Genomic DNA, 19565 nt, shown 5'->3' with positions numbered 1-19565 from the left:
AATTGTAAATGCGGTTCAAAGCCTCTAATGCCTAGCAAAGTCAAAGGGCTCACCAATGGGTTTTTAATTCGTTGTGCTAAAACGTCTTGTACAGAGGGTAGGGAAAACAAATTGCATTGACAGATGGAATGAAATGGCTTCGGCCTAAGAGTGAGTTCTTAAGCAGCCACGTTGGTGTGGCTGCGCAGGGCTACTTATTACATTGTCATTGCACTATGGAAAGTGTCAGATAGATTTTCTTTTATTTCTTCCGTTACCTTCTCACATAAACCGCTATAGTGGTTCACCATTATCACTCTTGTTATGTCAGTGAATAAGAAAAATCAACGCCATGAGCTGTATCTTGCAAAGCCTTTCAAAAACAGCCCTGAGGGCATTTTTGAAGTGGATTGGCTAAATGCTAGAATGAGAAAGAGATTTATCTTACTGCTGGAGCGTTGGTTGGCCTTGCTATGAATTGGAATTACAGTGTGTCGATAATTTTCATGTAAATCTGCTGCTCACTAGGGTGAAAAATGAATAGCTCCAAGGTCCGGTTTACGCTCACAGCAGCCGCTCAAACAAGAAAAAATGCAAGCCAGCTATTGGCACTTTACAGCAGCACCAGTGAGTAGTTTAGTTAATCCTTTTTGTTACTTATATAACTAAGTCCTTCTATAGCTTGTTTACGCTTGATACCACTGTTATTTTCACTGGTCAACCACTTGTTAAAGTGTCCGTTCAGTCCTGAAGGATGAGAGACGTGAACCCATAAAAAACCATCAGCTTGTATACTGACGTCATTAATCTGCTTGAACGTATCGCTGAATAGCCGCTTTAATACGGTTCGGATTGATTTTAAGTACGCGTCGCTGTTACCGAGTAATATTACTGCTCTAATACTTTTGGGTAGGTCTCGCAAATACCTATCAGTACAATTTTCGATGATCTGTGGTATTTCTTGAAAAGCTCTGTTGATTACAGGGCCAATGCACGAATAGCCACAATTCAATCCGTTTTTGATTTCAGCTTTGGATACGCTACAGCGAATCAACGAGCCAAACGCAATATTCGAATGAGGATCTTCAATTTTGCTGTCGACACAACAGTCATGCTCTAATACATCAACTACGTGCAGTGCTTTCGTTAACCGGTTTCTCATTTTCGCAAAAGCAACATCCTCGAACCGCTCCTGTTCAAATAGGTTTGCTTGCGTAAATCCTTTAGAAAAGCCCAGAACAAGATATTCCGGGTTAGATGAACCCCAAGCACCAGGGTTGTTAACCATGCGCCAGTGCAATGCGGGTTCAAATACTTTTTCCTTTATACCTTGGTTACAGACTCTACATTCTATTTTTCCGTGTTCGGGTAACATCATTCTGTCCTTAGTCTAGGTTAAAGAAATTGGTATTTGACAATATTTCATCTAGAGATAACTCGTTTCTGGCTTTGAAGGCATCTATTAATTCCCCCGCTTCGTTGATGCACACGAAATCATTTTCGCTTTGATTGAGTAACACATAAGCTTGCTGGAAATCCTGCTCTTGTTTAAAAGAAAACATTTCTTTAGAGAGAACGGTGTTAAACACATAAACATCAAGCTTTGCATGATATGTAGCGACCACAACATGCTTTCCGCTAACGAAAAAGAGTTTGGCTGTCTGTCTATCGGACGTTCGGTGATGCTTGTCAAGCCACAGAACCATGCTCATCAACATGTTTTTAATGTTTTGTGTTTGTAGGGGCGAAGCACGTTGATGCACCCGTTGTAAAAAGTGTTCATGTACATAGCACTTTGATGAGTAGTGGTGGTAAGGCTGCCTTCTAACTCTTATGTTTCGTGTGATTACTCTTTCGCAAATTATGCAGTGCAATATTCCTAGCTCGCCAAAGTCAGCGTGGTCAGGGTTAATTGCAAGATTCAGTGAGTCGAAGTGCCAGCTACTGTTTTGCTTATCTATTCTATGAAATAGCAATAGGTCACCATACATATCAAAGATATTCTGTACGTAAGCGGTCATACTTTTTCTGGAAAAGGGTTTATTTTGGCCAACTCTTTTTTCGGCTTCAGCGTTGTATTTGTCGAGAACATCATTTGCTACTCTGAACGTGCCTTTGACTTGTGCCTTAGCTATTGATGAATGCATTGAAAAATCCTTATGTAACAATGTTTTTTACAGAAGTTGGCTAATTAGGCGTTCTGCATGATCAAATGATTTTACTTTTACTTTCGCAATAGCCGCGGTATGAAACTCTTTATAAGTATGAAGACCGCTATGCCTCCCAACACCATCTTCAGAAGATTCGTACCAAGTTATTTCAAAGTCGCTTGAATTGAGTCGCTTTGCCATATTGTGAGTCACCCAAATACTCGGTGTTTTCGTTCGTTCGATGGCGATCGACAGGCTGCCTTTTTTTAATGCAAAAAGTTTCTTATTTTTGCTCCTGTCATCAGGGTGAGTAGAAAAATCATATTCTACTTTTAGGTAGTCGCCGAGATTATCAGCGGTGAAAGAAATATTCGGTTTTTGAAATACGTTTGGTTTGGCAGTGGCTTCAAGGGTATCACGATCCCCTGACTGTTCTGAGGGACGTAAGTAGTTTTCCAATGAAGAGCTATTAGCCAATGCCGAATTCATTTCATGCGCTACGTTCTCCACTGCCACAATAAGAGACGGCAAATCAAGATTCAATTTCCCCAAAAAACTTCCAATTTTGCGAGCAATGTCACCGTAGAGGGAAAATAAAGCGATAAACTTAATATTGCTATCAGAGTCAGCATTAACACCTGTTTTCGAATAAACCGTTTCCAAGGTATCAACGAGGTTATACTTGATAGCGCGTTGCTCTATCGCATAAATGAGCGCACTGCAGGTTCTTACGCTAGATAAATCCAATGGGGCGTCAAGAGACACACTATCGTACTGCTTAAAAGGTTTGAAACGCTCCTGTGACTCTAAGTATTGACGTAGTTCATGATTATTCATTGCTGCCAGCGATTTAAGAGAAACCATGTTTTTGAGCGTGCTGACCTTAACACCCAAAACAGCAGCCACGGCTTCATGGGTGATTTCGCAGTAGTTCGCGACGTATTCGTCCTCAACAATGTAGAGCGATGAATATAGCCCTAAGCAACTAACCGCCGTAGTGAGAGTAGGGTACTCTTCCTCGATGTTCATGTTGTTAGCGACAGTTGGCAACATAGTTTCCATCGTTTCGACGAACGCCACTAAATCGAATTCATTAAACCCTAGAAAGTTATCCATAGTTCCAAAGTTCGCTAGTTCAAACGCTATATCCGTAAATCTGTAAAATCGTGTTTCATTGAATTTGGCATTCATTTCTAATCCAAGTATGGACGTGATCTTTTCGCAGAAAGCTTCTAAAAACTGCTCTCTTTCTATTTGAAATTTATTTCTATCCAACATAATTAACTCTCCCAAAAAGTCATATTGAAAACTGCAATTACAAAATAGCATCATTTTGTATTTTATTGCAAGCTTAAGTGATGAAGGTGAGTCATTCGTGTGTTCGTTGTATTTAGTTTGGGAAGTGTAATGATTTTTTAGAGTAATAATTTTTCGGAATGGAAGGGGAAGTGGAGAGTAGGCTAGCATCCAATACTGATACGAAGGTTTCAGCGCTAGATTATTATCAATTTTTTTCTATGCGGAACGTTTGCGATTTCCCCTAGAGAAAAACTACTAAGGGAAATGCATCTTTGGGGGTAGAGAAGGTTAAAAAGAGAGGTAACTGTCAGATCAAGTCTGAGCTAGTACAAATTATGTTGTACAAATTATGTGATAGAACGGTGTTTGTCCCATCTGATTCATGTCTTGACATGGTAGAGGTCCCCTGTTCGAATCAGGGTAGTCGCACCACTTCTTATATTCAATTTATTACCACCTGATTTCTACCATTTTCTTTTGCCTGATATAGCGCATCATCTGCACGCTTTATTGACGTATCTAATGTTCTGTTGGATTTATTCCCAAGCGATACCCCTACGCTAAATGTCATGCTTAAATCTCCTTTAAGGGCATCAATGTTGTTGCAGTACTTTTGATAAGTTGCAGCTAGCTTTTCAAACATCAGTCGAACCACTTTTTCGTCCGACGAATGTAAAATGAATAACCATTCCTCGCCGCCGTAACGGCCAAAATCATCATGTTTAGACAGTGTCTCTTTTGCAGCATTGGCAAAAGCAATCAGCACTAAATCACCCACATCGTGTCCATACTCGTCGTTAATTCTTTTAAAGTAATCTAAATCAACGATGGCGATGGTTATGTTTTGTTGGGCAAGTTTAGAGTTGGCAGTAGCCAATATTCCCCGACGATTAAGACAGTTTGCTAGGTGATCAGTGGATGCCATACGATGATATTTTTTTCGTTGGCGTGATTGTCTGTAAACTAAAAGCGAGGCGACAAGAACTAAAATAAAAGCGATGGTAGCACTTAAGCGCCATATAATTTTTTGCTGATATTCCTCTTTAGCTTGAAGGTTACTAATATCTTTTTCGTATTCTAACTTACGGATTGTGTCTTCTTTTTCTTTTACTTCAAACTTTACTTGTAAGGCTTTAATGTTACTTTCGCTCGTGGCCTCGAAGTGTTTTTTAGTATAAAAAAGCTTTTTTTCTATGGCATCAAATGCTTCATCAGTACGATTAAGTTTTCGCTTTAATTCGTATCTTTCACCAAAAAATTCCGCTTTATAAATACTACGGCTAAATTTATCTATGATGAGAAAAACGTCATCATTAATTTTATTAGCTTTCTCTAATGCATCTTGTTTTATATATACATTGCTTAGCAAAATCATCGAAGCAAGTTGCATATCATTAATGCCCGCTGACATAGCAAGCTCGATATTTTCTTTAGCTAATATCTGCGCGCTATCGTAATTGGCCTGAAGATATTGAATATTTGCAATTGAGTATTGGGCAAAAGCGAGCCCCTTGTTCATATTAACGTCTTTAAAATAGGCTAATGCTTTGTTTAAATAGACTAATGCGCTTTGTGGGTCGCCAGTCTCAAGAAGTATATTACCCAAGCTCCAATACGCTTTTGCCGTAAAAAGCCCATCATTTGTTTTCTCGAATGTCTCTACGGCCTTTTTCGCGTAACTTACCGCTTTGTCCTCATCTTCCTCTAAGTACCCATAGGCATCGGCTATCTTTCTGTAAAAATAGCCTCGCGAAGGAATGTCATCGCTTTTTATTGCTAATTCAAGACCTTCTAACGCGGCACTCAGCGTTTTTCTCAACGCATCATCAGCCGTATAGTAATAAGCCAACGCGCGAAAAATAATAATTTTTTCATTTACTGAGTGTTGCGAAATTTGCGCTTCTAGCTTTTTAGAAAGATTTTTTGCTGGGGTGGGATCATCTAATCTGGTAAGAGCCTTTAGTTTTGTCTCTAAGAAAAGTAGATAAATATCTTTTCGATTTATTAATTCTTTGTGATTTAAATAGTGTGATAAATGAGCCGTTAAATCAGCATATTTTTCCTGTCTAAAGAGGAGTTCAGAATAGAGCGCTGCTGCTTCTAAGTGAAGTTCCTCCCAGCTTTGTTCCTTACTTACTTTAAAGGCACTTTCTAATTTTTCTTTGTTACGCAGGTAATCAAGTTTGTTTTGCCTAATGTCATTAATAACGCTGCGTGTACTTTCAAAGTCGAGAACGCCTAAAAATGGGTTTGAAGCGCTTTCGGATGCACAACTAGTTTGAGTCACAGACATTTGAGTCAAGCATAAGAAAAGTAAGATCGCCCAAGCGTTACGCCAACGCCCGTTAAATAACCCTTTATTCTGCAATTTCTTATTGATAATTATCACTTGTAAACCAGTAGATATTTATTGCTCCTAGCACTGTAGCATTAGCCGAAAAATTAATGGCTTATGCTTAGAACGTAATACTTACTCAATTGTTATAAATTGAACATATATTGTTTGCATCATGGTTGTAAAATTACATACCTAGTTTGCTTTGCGAACGCTACAAATAGCAGGGTTATCTCTACTCATCAGTCACAGCATCTAATTCTCTGTATCAAGGTTGCCAACCTTACCTTTGTCAAAAAAGCTTCAATTATTACGTTAATAAAGTGTAATGCATCATAATCCAACGCAATCTGAAAATGTTGACTACACTTGAAGTTTACATCGAAAACGTAGCGTAGTGGGTAGTGAATGGATAGTGCGGGGTTAATGAGAGAAAAGGATATTTTCGAAAAAACATTTGAACAATGTGGCGTAGGATTAGCGCATGTTAGCCCGCATGGTGATCTTATCCGTGTGAACAGTAAGCTAAGTGGTTTTTTAGGATATGAGAGCGCGACACTTGTTAAAATGTCGTTTCAAAGCATTACAGAAGCTTCACACGTTCAAGAGGATTTATACCTTCTTCACCAAGTGCTTCGCGGCGAAATAGACACTTACAGCATAGAAAAAAAATACATTCATGCTAAAGGTCATCACGTTTGGGCAAAATTAACGGTTTCTTTGGTTCGTGATGAAAGCGGAGAGCCTGATTATTTTATCTCGGTCGTCGAAGATATCGATGATAAGAAACGCATTGAATCTGAGCTTTATAAAGCAGAAGCACTGTTCAGTAAAATAGTGGCCGCGTTTTCTGCGCATTCTTTTGTTTGGGTTGCGAACCCAGAACTAACCCGCCTTCATTACATTAACGAAGGTTATCGTAATATTTACGGGCGTGATGAATATGAATTGCATGCTAAGCCCGATGCGTTTTTGTCTTATGTGCATGAAGACGATCGTTTGCTTGTAGAAAAGGTATATGAAGCGAAACCGTTAGAAAGTTGGGACTTACAATATCGCATCAAAAATAGTAGCGCAGAGATAAAGTATATTCACGATAGGGGCATGCCACTATTTGACGAGAACGGGCAACAGATACTGGTGGTAGGCACTGCGGACGATGTTTCTCATGAAAAAGAGCAACAGCAAGCATTGTTAGAGGCTATTTCTAAACTTGAGTATCTTTCCAAGACAGATTCACTCACCGGCATTTCAAATAGACGAGAAATGTTCATTCAACTAGATAGAGAAATACAACGAATGAACCGCGGTCAGAAACCGTCAACGCTTGTATTTATCGATCTTAACGACTTTAAAAGTATCAATGACACCTTTGGCCATAAAGCCGGAGATAGAGCATTGGTGGGTTTTTCAGACATTATGAAAAATACCCTGCGAGAAACCGACCGCTTTGCTCGCTTAGGCGGTGATGAATTCGTTGTGCTTTTATTTGGTTCAGATGACGCCGATGCAGAGGTGTTTTTTGAACGCTTAGCAGAAACCTCATTCCAAATTGAATTTGACAGTGAATTTGGCAGTGAATTAGCGGCTTCCGGCGCTAGTCAAGACAGTAGCGTGAGTAGTGGAAGTGATGGTATCACTACCACCGGAACCTCTCTGTCATTTAGCTTGGGTTGGCACACGTGGGATGCAAATATTGTGACGGCACAAAACTGGGTAGATGCCGCTGATGAAGCCATGTATAAACAAAAACGCCAGCACAAAAGGCATGCTGACGTTTAAAGATAGGTTGAAACATTGGCACATTCTAAACTAATCCAATTACGCTAAACCTCTTAACTTAGAAGCAGTGAAGGTATGCGATAACATGAAGGGCAATGCTACATTACCCCATCAGGTTTTAGTTTTCTCTTTTGGCATGCGTAGTGGCAAACCACGCGGCTATTTCGGCCCGCTCTTCCTCTGTCATGCCGGTTTTATTTAAAAACGGCATGTCTTTGGTCACGGTAGTACGTCTTACTAACTGAGGCGCATACCGCGTGATATCTTCCCAGCTATCTAACACCACACCTAGCGGTGCAACTTTGAATATTTCATCGGTAGGGGAGCGTGAATGACAGCCTACACAATGGGTATCCACAAGCTCGGTTACTCGTTCATTAGTTACCACAGCTACACTTTCATTTTCAGTACCCGCTACCTCAACATTCGCTGGCGTTTTCGGCCACGAAACCCAAAGCGCTATGGCAAGCATAGCAACAGCACCTGTGACTAATATCGATAGTTTAGTTTTGCCAACATGACGCAGGTTAAAGAAATGTCGAATCCACGCAGCAGCCGCCATTAATGCAATAAGCACTAACCAATTTTGCTCATGCTGATAGGTCATAGGGTAATGATTTGAAATCATGATGAACAATAACGGCAAGGTGAAATAGTTATTGTGCATCGAACGCAATTTAGCGCCTGCGCCCCACTGTGGGTCGATACTTTCTTTTGCTTGCACCGCAGCAACCATTTTACGTTGGTTGGGCATAATGTTGAAAAACACATTACCCACCATAATGGTGCCAATTAACGCCCCTACATGAATGTAGGCGCCGCGGCCACTAAACCATTGTGTTGAAAGATAAGTGACTACACAGATAAGCGTAACCAAACATAACGCAAAAACGATGGGGTATTTAGCTAGCGGGCTTCTGCAGGCAAATTCGTAAATGGCTATGCCGCCAAAAATAAGCCCTAAACCTAAGGAAATAGCTGTAGTAGGCGACATATTATTAACTTGAGGGTCAATCAAGTATACCGAAGCGCCAAAGTAATACACAATAATAAGTAGCGCAAAGCCCGATAGCCAGGTGGTATAGGCTTCCCATTTAAACCAGTGCAGGGTTTCAGGCATTTTTTCTGGGCCATAAGCATACTTGGCTACTTCATAAAAGCCGCCGCCATGTATCGCCCATAAGTCGCCTTTTATGCCTTTATCTTCTTTCCACTTAGGCGGGGTGCGCAAATTATTGTCTAACCAGACAAAATAGAACGACGCACCAATCCACGCCACACCGGCAATTACGTGAAACCAGCGAACAAACAAGCTTATCCAATCAAGCCATGGCATAGTGTGTTTCCTTCTTATTATAACAACATTGACCGCTTATCCAGGTTTCTGCAATAGCGCGGTCATCACCCAAAATACTGAGTGCAAAAAAGACATCGTCAAATTCTGCATTGGGTTTAATTCGTAATTCCATAAGTTCATCGTAACGGGGCGTTACAATAATAAAGTCGGCGACTGTATCAGGGTTTAAGTTTCCAATTTCGTCATCGAGTTTATGTGCTACCGCAGCACCTTGGGTCATCAAGTAAAACCCTTCGATAGGGTCGATAGGCGCGTGGCGCAACTGGCTAACCTTATAGGCATCGCCATAGGTTTTTAGCATACTAAAACTCGTACCTGCGCCTACATCGGTAGCTAATGCTACATGCACATTATTGGCTCGTGCGGTCTGTAAATCAAACAGCCCGCTACCTAAAAACAGGTTTGATGTGGGGCAAAACGCCAGTGTTGCGTCTGCTTCACCTAAGCGCTGCCATTCATCGCTAGAAAGGTGAATGCCATGGCCGAACACCGCGCGTGGGCGCACTAAATTGTACTTATCGTAAACATCTAAATAGCCAGATGCCTTCGGGAATAAAGATTTCACCCACGCAATTTCATCTACATTTTCAGACAAGTGGGTTTGCACAAAGACATCTTTGTATTGGGTTGCCAGTTCACCTAAAGCCGCCAATTGCGCTTCTGAACTAGTCGGCGCAAACCTAGGGGTTATTGCATAGCGATTTCGGCCTGTGTTGTGCCATTTTTCTATCAATACAGCACTGTCTTTTTGGGCGGTATCTGGGCAATCTTGCAAGTCTGCAGGGCAGTTTCTGTCCATACACACTTTACCCGCCACAATAGCCATGTCTATTTCACTGGCAGCACTGAATAAGGCGTTACAACATCCTTGGTGTACCGATGAAAAAACGAAGCCAGTAGTCGTGCCGTTTTTCAATAACTGTTGCAGAAACACCTTGGCAATCTTTTGGGCATGTTCCACGCTAGCAAACTGCTTTTCGGTAGGAAAAGTATAGTTTTCAAGCCAACTCAATAGCTGCTCACCGAAGCTAGCAATACTTTCAGTTTGCGGGTAGTGCAAGTGGCTGTCGATTAACCCAGGTAAAATCCAGCTGTCTTTATGATCATGTAACACAGCATTAGGGTACTGCTCACGCATGCTAGAAAACGAGCCAGTGGCGATAATTTTTTTACCCTCTATTACCAAGCCGCCATCGTGAATAATGGCAATATCTTCAGCAAACGTGGATGACGCAGTATTAGGCGTTGGAAAGTGTGCAATATTCGCACGAAAAAGCTGCATTATATTTAGCTGCCTCTATAACTGCTAAAACCAAAAGGAGAGATAAGCAAAGGCACATGGTAATGGCCGCCGTCGCTTTCAAGTTCAAACGCAATATCAATATGAGGGTAAAAACTCTTGCCATGTGCAGCAATTAAGTAGTCATGGCTATGAAAACGCAGTGTATACACACCGGCTTCAAACTTCTGACCCCATTGATTGAAACGTCCATCGTTATCGGTTTTACCAGTAAGTACGTCGCCATTAGGCAAGGTAAGCGTAAGCGCAATGCCTTCAACGGGTTTGCCCGATGTAGTATCTAATACATGACTTGATAAGGTATTCATTAATTTTCGTCCTTGGCAGTTAACGCTTTGTCTATGCGCAACAGGGTAATTTTAATTTGTTCTTGGGCGGCGGTGCGAATTTCTTCATCGGTGCTGTTCGGTAATCGCGTTTGCAAGGCGTTAAGCATCGCGTCGGCCGAAAGCCCAGTGGCACAAATGATGAAAATAAAACCATGCTTATCAAGATACGCTTGATTCGCTTCTTTTAATGTAAGCAGCGTCGCTTCTGATGCACTGGCTGTGCCTGATTGCTCTCCGCTGGCTATGGTTTTCGTGTTGGCAAACTTTTTACGCAACGAATCAACATCGCCAATCATTGGATGGGCGGTGAAAGCCTCTAAAAAATCGTCTTTGCCGCATTTTGACCAAGCGGTTTTCGCATATTCTTTTACATCGTTAGCGGTGTCAAAAGGGCGGCCGTTAACCATGCTATATATCCACGACTGTGCTGCGCAGGTTTGTTGAAACCAATCGCTAGCAGCGCTGGCCGATAGGGTATTAAGTTCGTTTAAGGTCATACATTATGTTCCTTAGTGTTAAATCTATCGGCGTTAGTAACAGCAGTATCTTGATTATTGTCTTCACTGGCGTGTAAACGCTGAATAATTTGTGAAGCAATTGATACCGCCACTTCAATAGGACGCTTGCCGGGTATTGAAGTATCGCCAATAGGGGTTGCTAATCGAGCTAAGTCATTTTCATCAAAACCGCGATGTTCCAATTTAGTGATAAAACGCTTGGCTTTGGTTTGTGAACCAATAAGGCCAACAAAGGGCAACGCAGGGTATTTTAATGCTTGCTCGGTAATGCGGTAATCGAGCTGATGATCGTGAGTTAATATTACTAACCAGGTGTTTTCTTCCAGCCCACGCACTTCAGTCTCTGGCGCTTCTTCTACCACCATTTTTACGTTTGCTGGTAGCGGGTGGCTGAACAAATCTTCACGGCTATCAATCCAGGAAATACGAAGTGGAAGCTGGGCCAAAATAGGTACTAAAGCTTTTGCTACATGCCCTGCGCCAAAAATAGCGATGTGCTGCGCATGGCGATTGCACACTTCAAACAATACTTTAACAGCGCCGCCACAGCATTGGCCTAGCTTACTGCTAAGAGGGTATGAGCGTATTTCGGTGCTAGTATTATTTTTACCACGAGTACCGCCACTTAGCATCTCACGGGCTGTGTTGATTGCATCGAACTCTAAATGCCCGCCGCCAATGGTATCTATGCTTTGTGCATCGGTAACTACCATTTTGCTACCGGCTTCACGGGGAGTAGAGCCAGCAATACTAATCACCGTCACAATAACGTAGGGCGCACCGTCTTGTTGACACTGCGCTACCGCTTCATACCAGGTACTCGCTTTCATTGCTGTGCCTGTTGCAACTGCATTACAGCATTCAGTACACGCTCTGGCGTGGATGGTGTATCTAGTTGCGGGTCTTGGGTGTAACCAGAAATACTTGAAATGGCATCTTTCAAAGCACACCATACTGAAATTGCTAGCATAAATGGCGGTTCACCTACCGCTTTTGAATGGTAAATACTGTCCTCAGCATTTTCTCTGCCAAACAGTTTTACATCAAAATGTTTAGGGGTATCGCCAATAGCAGGAATTTTGTAGGTGGCCATGTTTTCACTGGTTAAGCGACCATCATTATTCCACACCAGTTCTTCGGTAGTAAGCCAGCCCATGCCTTGAATAAAGGCACCTTCTATTTGGCCAATATCAATAGCAGGGTTCAAGCTATTACCCACATCATGAAGTACGTCTACTTTATCAACGCAGTACTCACCACTTAAGGTATCAACAGATACTTCACTTACCGACACACCATAAGAGAAATAGAAAAACGGGCGGCCATCGCCAGTTTCGCGATTGTAGTGTATTTTAGGGGTTTTATAGTAGCCATTGGCCGATAATGACACGCGGTCAAAATACGCCACCTGAACTAAATCGCTAAACGCTTTTTGGTGTTCACCTAATACTAAGTTACCGGCAGTAAACTGTACCTTTTCAGCTTGCTCTGGCATGCCTAGCTCGGTAGCAAAGCACAGTGCTAAGCGTTCCTTCAACGTAATACATGCATTTTGCACCGCTTTACCGTTTAGGTCTGTACCGCTCGACGCCGCCGTTGGAGATGTGTTGGGTACTTTATCGGTGCGGGTCGCAGTCACTTCTATCATGTCCATAGACACACCAAATTCATTCGCCGCAATTTGAGCTATTTTGGTGTGCAGGCCTTGGCCCATTTCTGTGCCACCATGGTTCACTTGAATGCTACCGTCGGTATAAATGTGTACCAGTGCGCCCGCTTGGTTTAAGTGTTTTGCAGTAAAGGAAATACCAAACTTAACCGGAGTCAGAGCTAGGCCTTTCTTAATAACAGGACTGTTGCGGTTAAAGTCGGTAATCGCGTCTCTGCGTGCCCAATAATCGGCGTCTTTTTCAAGTTTTGCGATCATTTCAGGCAGTAGGTTGTGCTCAACTTCCATGCCATAAGGGGTAGTGGTGCCAGTTTCTGGCCCGTACAAATTTTGTTTACGTACGGTAAGTGGGTCTACTTCTAGCTTGCGTGCCATAGCATCCATCATGGCTTCAGCCATGATCATACCTTGCGGCCCGCCAAAACCACGGTACGCCGTGTGCGATACCATGTTAGTTTGCAAGCGGTAACCTACAATGTTGCTTGCACCTAAAAAGTAACCGTTATCTGCATGAAACATGGCTCTGTCTACAATAGCGTCAGACAAGTCAGGTGAATGCCCACAATTACCGTTTATATCTACTTTTGTGGCAACAATTTTACCGTTTTCGTTAAAGCCAATCTCAAAGCTATTATCGAAAGGATGGCGCTTGCCTGTCACGTGCATATCTGTGCTTCGGGGCAGTCGGCATTTAACAGCACACTGATTGCGAGAAGCTAACAAAGATGCCAAACATGCCCACTGAGCAGCTTGGGTTTCTTTACCACCAAATCCGCCACCCATGCGGCGCATATCTACCATTACATGATGCAGCTTAATATCGAGTACTTCAGCCACTAGCTTTTGCACTTCACTAGGATGTTGGCTTGAGGTATATACCTTCATGCGACCATCTTCGTCGGGAATAGCCAGCGACACTTGCCCTTCAAGATACATATGCTCTTGGCCGCCAATAGAAAGATGGCCTTTACAGCTTAGAGGTGCAGTGGCAAGTTGAGTATCAGCATCACCTTGACCGAACCTGTGAGTAGGGCGCACAAAGCGTTCGTGTTTATGCGCTTCTTCGGTGGTAAATACCGCGGCGGTAGGAATAACCTTAATGGTGCCTTTTAGTGCCGCTTTACGGGCTAAATGTACCGAAGTAGCAAGCACTGCAAAATAGGGCTGACCGTAGAATTTAACTTCGCCATTAGCGAGAAGGGGGTCGCCTTCAAAAACCGGCCCGATATCTTTATGACCAGGTACATCGTCGATGGTAATAACATCTACCACACCTTCACTCGCACGTACGGCAGATAAATCTATTGATTCAATAATGCCCGCCGCGCACTGGCTGGTCCCTACAGCCGCGTAAAGCGTGCCTTGCGGCTCTACCAAATCGTCAATATATTTCGCACTTCCTTGAACCTGTCTGGCAGCACTTTCATGCTTTACCGACGTATGAACAACCTGTGTTGAAGCTGAATCTTTCGCGCTATCGATAAGCTTACGCATGTTGCACCACCCGAGTTTCAATCTTGTTTCTTACATGACTACTTGCGTGACTGCTTGTACCACCGGCCGATTGGCTAGTGTTTTGATGCTCTAGCCAGAATCGATGCCATAAATTAGCCAGCACGGTTTTACGGTATTCTGCACTCGCTCTCACATCATCTATTGGGGAAAATGCTTCGCTTAAAATCTGTTTACCAATACTCAAGCATTCGCTACTTGCCCATTGTTTGCCTTTTAATGCGCTATTTAATGCTTCGCAACTAACTGGCGTTGCGGCAACGCCGCCAAAGCCAGTGCTAACACTTTCAACCTTACCGTTATCAAGGGTTACGTTGAACACGGCACACACAGCAGAGATATCATCTTCCATGCGCTTTGAAATTTTGTACGCGGCCACTAACTCACTGGCCGTCAGGTAAGGTATTTCAATGGCAGACAGCCATTCGCCTTTTTCTAGCGCCGTTTGGCGATAGCCAGTAAAAAACTCACTTACAGGTATAGTGCGAGTTTGTGTACCATTATCAATATGCAGCACAGCGCTTAAGGCTAGCAACACCGGCGGCATATCGCCAATAGGTGAAGCGTTTGCCACATTACCGCCCAAGGTGGCTTGGTTACGAATTGGCAACGAAGCAAAGCGGGTGATTAATTCTGCTAATTGAGGAAAGTGCCCTAGCAAAGGCTGTGTCAAATCACTCAACGGTGTGGTTGCACCAAACGTGATCGAATGTTCGTTTGTAGTGCATCCATTTAATGATTTGACCCCACTTAAACTAATTAGCGTGTTCACATCTTTCAATTGCTGAGTAAACATCAAGCTTAAGTCAGTGCTACCTGCTACTAAAAGCGCATCTGGGTGCTGAGCGATAGCATTGGCTAAAGCCGAGCGAGAGTCTGGAACAAGTAAATTATTGGTGCCAAGTACGGGGGTAGCGGCTAGTTCCTTCAACGCGCTTAGCGTAGAAGACTCATTACGTGCGAATGTGTCATCAGGCGTGTTTCCACACACAGATAATGCCGCATCAATAATAGGGCGATAGCCAGTGCAGCGGCATAAGTTGCCGGACAATGCATGCAATACATCATCGCGATTTGGCGTGCCATCTTGATGATACAACGCAAACATAGACATGATAAACCCTGGCGTACAAAAGCCACACTGCGAACCATGAAAGTCGATAAGTGCTTGTTGTACAGGGTGTAATGTGTTGTTTTGAGTTAAATGCTCTACTGCAATAAGTTGTTTGCCATGTACAGCCGACATTAAGGTAATACAACTGTTTACCGTGCGGTAATGTAACCCATCGAACGGTGGGGTAGGCTCGGCAATCACTACGGTACATACACCGCAATCGCCTGCTGCACAACCTTCTTTGGTACCGGTAAGTTTTCTGTGCTCGCGTAAGAATTGAAGTAACGTCAGGTCAGCCCGGGTATCGTCCAATTCAACGAGTTGTTGATTAATAAGAAAGCGAATCATACCCGCACCTCATCACTATTTTCATTGATATATCCATTAATATAACGGTATTCTTGATAGAAAAGTAGACCATTTGGTCAAAAAATTGCTTTAAAAAAAAGGCTTCCCTGAGAATAGCCCCTAATTCGGTAAGCAAAACTGCATACTTGTTAGTGTCATACAGGCAAGAATCGTGCAAGGTTGAACATAGAGAAAACAAAGTTAAGTAGGGGTAACGGTATAGTGATTACGTTTTCTATTTTACGCTAAAACCGTGATAACGTAATACAAACGGATGCCAGACGTGTAGTGAAGGATAAGAATTAACGATGACCAAATTAAGAGACACGGACGCGAGTGTAGGTGCCACAAATAAACGAAATATTCTGCAAGCCGCTGAAAAATGTTTTGCCCAGTTTGGATTTAAGGGCACTGCGGTTCAAAAAATTGCGGATGAAGCGAACCTGCCTAAAACCAATGTGCTTTATTATTTTAAAACGAAGCAAGAGTTGTATGTGGCAGTGCTAGAAGAAACATTGTCGTTGTGGAACTCCCATTTCGACAGAGCCACTGTTGATGACGACCCAGCTGAAGTGTTAGCCGCGTACATCACAGAAAAAATGGAAGTATCTCGCACCCATCCACAAGCTTCTAAAATATTCGCGATGGAAATTATTAACGGTGCGCAGAACTTAACCGGTTATTTTGACGAAGAACATGCCAAATGGATGGAAGGGCGATTAGCACTTATCGACCAGTGGATTGAAGTAGGTAAACTCCCTCAGCTTGATGGTGAATATTTACTTTACACCATTTGGGCTAGCACCCAGCACTATGCTGACTTTTCTGCTCAAATTACCCGTCTTCGTGGTCGTAAAATGATTAAGGCCGATTTTGAAACGGCCACACGCCAATTAATTCAATTGGTGCTAGGTGGGTGCAACCTGCCAGTGCCAAGTCGTTATATTGAGAATGTTGATGTCGAATAATTCCCATACTTACCCTCGCGACCTTATAGGTTACGGGGCTGATGTACCTAAGGCCAATTGGCCGAACGGCGCTAAAATTGCGCTCCAGTTTGTTTTAAATTATGAAGAAGGTGGTGAGAACTGCGTGCTTCATGGTGATGCGCAATCTGAAACCTTTTTGTCTGAAATTATTGGTGCCCAAGCATTTAATGATAGGCACCTTAGTATGGAGTCTATTTATGAATACGGGAGTCGTGCGGGATTCTGGCGACTTCATCGTTTGCTCACCAGCTACAATATTCCGGTAACGGTTTTTGGTGTCACTATGGCCATGCAACGTCACCCAGATGCCGTGCAAGCCATGTTAGATGCTAAATGGGAAATAGCTAGCCACGCTATGCGTTGGGTTCATTATCAAGATATGGATGAAGAGACTGAACGAAAAGAAATAGACGACGCTATCATGTTGCATGAGCAACTTACTGGTAAGAAGCCGGTTGGTTGGTACACGGGGCGTACCAGCCCTAATACGCTTAAATTGATTGCTGAACGTGATGATATCCTCTACTGCGCCGACTCTTATGCCGACGATTTACCTTATTTTGATAATCATTACAGCAAACCTCTTTTAATGGTGCCATATACGCTAGATACCAATGATATGCGTTTTGCTGCCCCACAAGGTTTTAATAGTGGCGAGCAGTTCTTTCAATATCTTAAAGATGCGTTCGACGTGTTGTACGACGAGGGCAGCAAAGCACCTAAGATGCTTTCGATAGGTATGCATTGCCGTATTTTAGGGCGGCCTGCGAGAATGGCGGCGTTAAAACGTTTTATTGAATATGTGCAATCTCATGACAAAGTGTGGCTGGCTACCCGTGAAGACATTGCCCGACATTGGCTAGCCGAACATCCTTTAGTTGAAAAATCCCAGTAAAGTGTAAAGCTATAAGAAGCAAGCTACGCTATATAAAGTGGAGATATAAAAATGAAAGTAAAAATTGCCTTATGTTTATTAACTGCGCTCGTTTTAACGGGCTGTTCAAAGCTAAATAAAGAGAACTACGACAAATTAAAAATGGGTATGTCTCAAGATGAAGTATCATCGGTAATCGGGGCGGCAGATAATTGCTCAAAAACCATGGGCGCAGTATCTTGCGTTTGGGGTAACGAAGAAGCGAAGCATGTAAAGATAGTCTTTATGGGCGATAAAGCCGTTACCTTTAGCTACGATGGTTTAGAGTAGGGTTAGCAAGCTCAATTTCTATAAGCTATGTAATCCACCTAGCCTGAATAGATTACCTAAGGCATAAAAAACGGTGAAGATTATCTTCACCGTTTTTTTTTGTTAGGCATAGGCTGGCGCTTGCTATTTTAAGTCAAATATATAGCGCAGTATAAACACACCCGCTAACACGTAGGTTAACCCACTGACTTCTTTGAATTTACCGGTTCCCATCTTAATGCCAACGTAGGTAATGAAACCTAGTGCAATACCTTCACTAATACTGAATGTGAGCGGCATAGCTAATAGCGCAACGGTTGCGGTAGCAAGAGCACCTAAATCGTCGAAATCTATCTGGCGAATGGCTTCCATCATTAGAATGCCTACCATGATAAGCGCTGGAGTAGTCGCCATCAAAGGAATGACTTTCATTAAAGGGGTAAGGAACAAGGCAAAAATAAAACACAGTGCAACCACTACCGCGGTTAATCCTGTTCTACCACCTGCAGACGCCCCAGTAGCAGATTCTACGTAACTGGTTACTGGTGATGTACCAATAAATGCACCTACCACACTGGCAGACGCATCGGCGGTCATGGCAGGGCCAATTTTAGGCAATCTTCCGTTTTTATCTAGCAAGTTCGCACGGCGAGAAACACCGATTAACGTACCTATAGTGTCGAACATATTCACAAACATTAGTGCAAATATTAAATCCCAAGTTTCAGCGATATGGTCAATAGGGTACCAAAAGTCCATTGCCATAAAGGTATTCGAAATTGGTTCTGGTAAGCCGATAATGGCTTCAGGCGTTGCAGTTAACATGCCATTCTCGGTTGGCACGAAGGCACCAATTACGGTAAGCAACACAATAGATATAAGAATGCCTCCGGTAACCTTTTTCACTACCATCACAATAGTAAAAATAATACCAAGTAGCGCAAGCATTACCGCAGGGTCAGATAAATCACCAAGACCCACAAAGGTAGCCGGATTGTCTACAACCAGTCCCGCATTTTTAAGGCCAATAAAGGCAATAAATAACCCTATGCCGCATTGCACACCAATTTTGAGGGCCGGGGGAATAGACTCAGCAACTTTAGTCCTCACCCCAGTTAAGGACAGAATTAAAAAGAGAATACCGTTCCAAAATACTATGCCAAGGGCCGCTTCCCAGGGAATCTCTCGAGATAAACAAATAGTAAAAGCAAAAAAAGCGTTTAAACCCATACCTGGCGCAAGCGCAATGGGGTAGTTAGTCATAAACGCCATCAATAAAGTGCCCAAACAGGCAGCTAGCGCGGTTACCGTTATTAACCCTTCGATAGGCATGCCACTTAAACCAAGGATCCCAGGGTTTACCACTAAGATGTACGACATGGCGGCAAAAGTGGTTAGCCCCGCTACCACTTCTGTTTTTATTGTGGTTCCATGCGCCTGAAGCTTAAAAAGGCGCTCTAATACGTTATTAGACATGTAGATTTCTCTATGCGTTGAGTCATTTATCATTATTTGTTGTTGCATGAAGCAAAAACTTGACCACTTAGTCAGTTTGTTGGTGCGTTTTGTGCTACGGTAAACATAGCCAGAATACGCAAAGTCAGTGTTACGCCAGTGAAATTAACTAATATAGGTTTTAAAAACCGCGTATTTCACATTGGAAGCGTTATAAGAACGCCTGACTAAATCAACGCTAGAAAA

General features: G+C 42.7%; 16 protein-coding genes. 4 read left to right on the top strand and 12 right to left on the bottom strand.

Annotation, left to right across the window (positions count from 1 at the left end):
• Positions 1-619: 619 nt before the first annotated feature.
• The 4 genes from AMBT_RS10650 to AMBT_RS10635 form a co-directional block, all read right to left on the bottom strand.
• Positions 620-1357, bottom strand: coding sequence for a hypothetical protein (locus tag AMBT_RS10650; protein WP_148259102.1), 738 nt, complete (start codon positions 1355-1357; stop codon positions 620-622).
• Positions 1358-1364: 7 nt separating this feature from the next.
• Entirely contained in the window at positions 1365-2126 is a 762-nt protein-coding gene (locus tag AMBT_RS10645; RefSeq protein ID WP_013784631.1) for a hypothetical protein, read from the bottom strand.
• Between the two features lie 27 nt (positions 2127-2153).
• Positions 2154-3407: a hypothetical protein gene (locus AMBT_RS10640; protein WP_013784630.1), complete on the bottom strand. Its 1254-nt coding sequence runs from the start codon at positions 3405-3407 to the stop codon at positions 2154-2156.
• A 463-nt stretch (positions 3408-3870) separates the two neighbouring features.
• Entirely contained in the window at positions 3871-5808 is a 1938-nt protein-coding gene (locus AMBT_RS10635) for a tetratricopeptide repeat-containing diguanylate cyclase (protein WP_049791820.1), read from the bottom strand.
• 363 nt (positions 5809-6171) lie between these two features.
• Here AMBT_RS10635 and AMBT_RS10630 point away from each other — a divergent pair, with 363 nt between their 5' ends.
• Positions 6172-7545 carry a diguanylate cyclase gene (locus AMBT_RS10630; RefSeq protein WP_013784628.1) on the top strand — a complete coding sequence of 458 codons (1374 nt, stop codon included), beginning with the start codon at positions 6172-6174 and terminating at the stop codon, positions 7543-7545.
• Between the two features lie 118 nt (positions 7546-7663).
• On the opposite strand, the gene AMBT_RS10625 is transcribed toward AMBT_RS10630, so the two are convergent.
• Genes AMBT_RS10625 through xdhA form a run of 7 tightly spaced genes read right to left on the bottom strand, consistent with a single transcriptional unit; the run spans position 7664 to position 15692 of the window.
• Positions 7664-8881, bottom strand: a complete 1218-nt coding sequence (locus tag AMBT_RS10625) for a urate hydroxylase PuuD (protein ID WP_013784627.1) — start codon at positions 8879-8881, stop codon at positions 7664-7666.
• On the bottom strand, positions 8868-10184 hold the full coding sequence (gene guaD, locus AMBT_RS10620) for a guanine deaminase (RefSeq protein ID WP_013784626.1): 1317 nt from the start codon (positions 10182-10184) through the stop codon (positions 8868-8870). Before guaD ends, AMBT_RS10625 begins: the two co-directional genes overlap by 14 nt.
• A 5-nt stretch (positions 10185-10189) precedes the next feature.
• Entirely contained in the window at positions 10190-10510 is a 321-nt protein-coding gene (uraH, locus tag AMBT_RS10615; protein ID WP_013784625.1) for a hydroxyisourate hydrolase, read from the bottom strand.
• Positions 10510-11028 (bottom strand): 2-oxo-4-hydroxy-4-carboxy-5-ureidoimidazoline decarboxylase, encoded by a 519-nt coding sequence (uraD, locus tag AMBT_RS10610; RefSeq protein ID WP_013784624.1) that lies wholly within the window; start codon positions 11026-11028, stop codon positions 10510-10512. Before uraD ends, uraH begins: the two co-directional genes overlap by 1 nt.
• Positions 11025-11879, bottom strand: coding sequence for a xanthine dehydrogenase accessory protein XdhC (xdhC, locus tag AMBT_RS10605; protein WP_013784623.1), 855 nt, complete (start codon positions 11877-11879; stop codon positions 11025-11027). Before xdhC ends, uraD begins: the two co-directional genes overlap by 4 nt.
• Positions 11876-14212 carry a xanthine dehydrogenase molybdopterin binding subunit gene (gene xdhB, locus AMBT_RS10600; protein WP_013784622.1) on the bottom strand — a complete coding sequence of 779 codons (2337 nt, stop codon included), beginning with the start codon at positions 14210-14212 and terminating at the stop codon, positions 11876-11878. Before xdhB ends, xdhC begins: the two co-directional genes overlap by 4 nt.
• Positions 14205-15692 carry a xanthine dehydrogenase small subunit gene (xdhA, locus tag AMBT_RS10595; RefSeq protein ID WP_013784621.1) on the bottom strand — a complete coding sequence of 496 codons (1488 nt, stop codon included), beginning with the start codon at positions 15690-15692 and terminating at the stop codon, positions 14205-14207. The genes xdhB and xdhA overlap by 8 nt, the downstream gene beginning before the upstream one ends.
• A 308-nt stretch (positions 15693-16000) precedes the next feature.
• Here xdhA and AMBT_RS10590 point away from each other — a divergent pair, with 308 nt between their 5' ends.
• Genes AMBT_RS10590 through AMBT_RS10580 form a run of 3 tightly spaced genes read left to right on the top strand, consistent with a single transcriptional unit; the run spans position 16001 to position 17885 of the window.
• The gene (locus AMBT_RS10590; protein WP_013784620.1) at positions 16001-16660 is read left to right on the top strand and encodes a TetR/AcrR family transcriptional regulator; all 660 of its coding nucleotides are present in this window, start codon (positions 16001-16003) and stop codon (positions 16658-16660) included.
• Positions 16650-17576, top strand: coding sequence for an allantoinase PuuE (gene puuE / locus AMBT_RS10585; RefSeq protein ID WP_013784619.1), 927 nt, complete (start codon positions 16650-16652; stop codon positions 17574-17576). Before AMBT_RS10590 ends, puuE begins: the two co-directional genes overlap by 11 nt.
• Before the next feature lie 51 nt (positions 17577-17627).
• The gene (locus AMBT_RS10580) at positions 17628-17885 is read left to right on the top strand and encodes a hypothetical protein (protein ID WP_013784618.1); all 258 of its coding nucleotides are present in this window, start codon (positions 17628-17630) and stop codon (positions 17883-17885) included.
• Between the two features lie 123 nt (positions 17886-18008).
• Here AMBT_RS10580 and AMBT_RS10575 read toward each other — a convergent pair whose 3' ends face one another.
• On the bottom strand, positions 18009-19340 hold the full coding sequence (locus tag AMBT_RS10575) for an NCS2 family permease (RefSeq protein WP_013784617.1): 1332 nt from the start codon (positions 19338-19340) through the stop codon (positions 18009-18011).
• Positions 19341-19565 lie beyond the last annotated feature (225 nt).

The organism is Alteromonas naphthalenivorans, assembly GCF_000213655.1.
GTDB lineage: Bacteria > Pseudomonadota > Gammaproteobacteria > Enterobacterales > Alteromonadaceae > Alteromonas > Alteromonas naphthalenivorans.
This window is presented reverse-complemented; position numbering and strand designations above follow the sequence as displayed.